Below are 1,104 nucleotides of genomic sequence, written 5' to 3'. Positions count from 1 at the left end.
AAGTTAAGCCCTAGAACGCCGGAAGTAGTTGGGGGTTGCCCCCTGTGAGATAGGGTAGTCGCTTAGCTAGAATCCGCCATAGCTCAGTTGGTAGTAGCGCATGACTGTTAATCATGATGTCGTAGGTTCGAGTCCTACTGGCGGAGTAAAGAGAAATCTTTAATGTTGTTTATGGTCCGTTGGTCAAGGGGTTAAGACACCGCCTTTTCACGGCGGTAACACGGGTTCGAATCCCGTACGGACTATAAAGTTGGAGGATTACCCAAGTCCGGCTGAAGGGAACGGTCTTGAAAACCGTCAGGCGTGTAAAAGCGTGCGTGGGTTCGAATCCCACATCCTCCTTTTAGTATAAATAGCGCGGGATGGAGCAGCTAGGTAGCTCGTCGGGCTCATAACCCGAAGGTCGTAGGTTCAAATCCTGCTCCCGCAATTAGATTGTGGATCTGGCTCGGTAGCTCAGTTGGTAGAGCAATGGATTGAAGCTCCATGTGTCGGCGGTTCGATTCCGTCTCGCGCCATTATTTAATATTTTGGAAGGGTAGCGAAGAGGCTAAACGCGGCGGACTGTAAATCCGCTCCTTCGGGTTCGGGGGTTCGAATCCCTCCCCTTCCATACCTTTACGGGCATAGTTTAAAGGTAGAACTAAGGTCTCCAAAACCTTCAGTGTGGGTTCAATTCCTACTGCCCGTGTTTTAATATGGCGGGTGTGGTGAAGTGGTTAACACATCAGATTGTGGCTCTGACATTCGTGGGTTCGATTCCCATCACTCGCCTATTTTATTATTGGGGTATAGCCAAGCGGTAAGGCAAGGGACTTTGACTCCCTCATGCGTTGGTTCGAATCCAGCTACCCCAGTTACTATATATTAGCCGGCGTGGCGGAATTGGCAGACGCGCTGGACTCAAAATCCAGTGTCTTCACGGACGTGCCGGTTCGACCCCGGCCGCCGGTATAGTTCATATGACAAGGTTTCTAAGCCTTGTCTTTTTGGGCTCTTTGTCAACTGTAGTGGGTAGATGAAAAGCTAACACCTAGAGAGGACGAACTTGGTTCTCTCTTTCTTTACGTTTAAAGCAATCAAAATGCGTTTTTTAAAGTTTTC

At 49.1% G+C, this 1,104-nt stretch carries 10 tRNA genes; all 10 read left to right on the top strand.

Going from position 1 to position 1,104, the window contains the following annotated elements:
• The first annotated feature begins 72 nt into the window (after window positions 1-72).
• The 10 genes from ACVPON_RS04825 to ACVPON_RS04780 all read left to right on the top strand — a co-directional run bounded on the left by ACVPON_RS04825 (window position 73) and on the right by ACVPON_RS04780 (window position 954).
• Window positions 73-146 (top strand) — tRNA-Asn (locus tag ACVPON_RS04825).
• A gap of 27 nt (window positions 147-173) precedes the next feature.
• Window positions 174-245 (top strand) — tRNA-Glu (locus ACVPON_RS04820).
• Window positions 246-252: 7 nt separating this feature from the next.
• A tRNA-Ser gene (locus ACVPON_RS04815) sits at window positions 253-342 on the top strand.
• Between the two features lie 14 nt (window positions 343-356).
• Window positions 357-430, top strand: a tRNA-Met gene (locus ACVPON_RS04810).
• A 15-nt stretch (window positions 431-445) separates the two neighbouring features.
• Window positions 446-518: transfer RNA gene (locus ACVPON_RS04805), tRNA-Phe, on the top strand.
• A 14-nt stretch (window positions 519-532) separates the two neighbouring features.
• A tRNA-Tyr gene (locus ACVPON_RS04800) sits at window positions 533-613 on the top strand.
• Window positions 614-620: 7 nt separating this feature from the next.
• Window positions 621-691: transfer RNA gene (locus tag ACVPON_RS04795), tRNA-Trp, on the top strand.
• Window positions 692-701: 10 nt separating this feature from the next.
• Window positions 702-774, top strand: a tRNA-His gene (locus ACVPON_RS04790).
• An 11-nt stretch (window positions 775-785) separates the two neighbouring features.
• Window positions 786-857 (top strand) — tRNA-Gln (locus tag ACVPON_RS04785).
• Window positions 858-870: 13 nt separating this feature from the next.
• Window positions 871-954, top strand: a tRNA-Leu gene (locus tag ACVPON_RS04780).
• Window positions 955-1,104: the final 150 nt, after the last annotated feature.

The sequence above is a fragment of the Streptococcus sp. 1F3 genome (genome assembly GCF_054968985.1).
The sequence above is the reverse complement of the archived record's forward strand: the minus strand, read 5'-3'. Positions and strand labels throughout refer to the sequence as shown.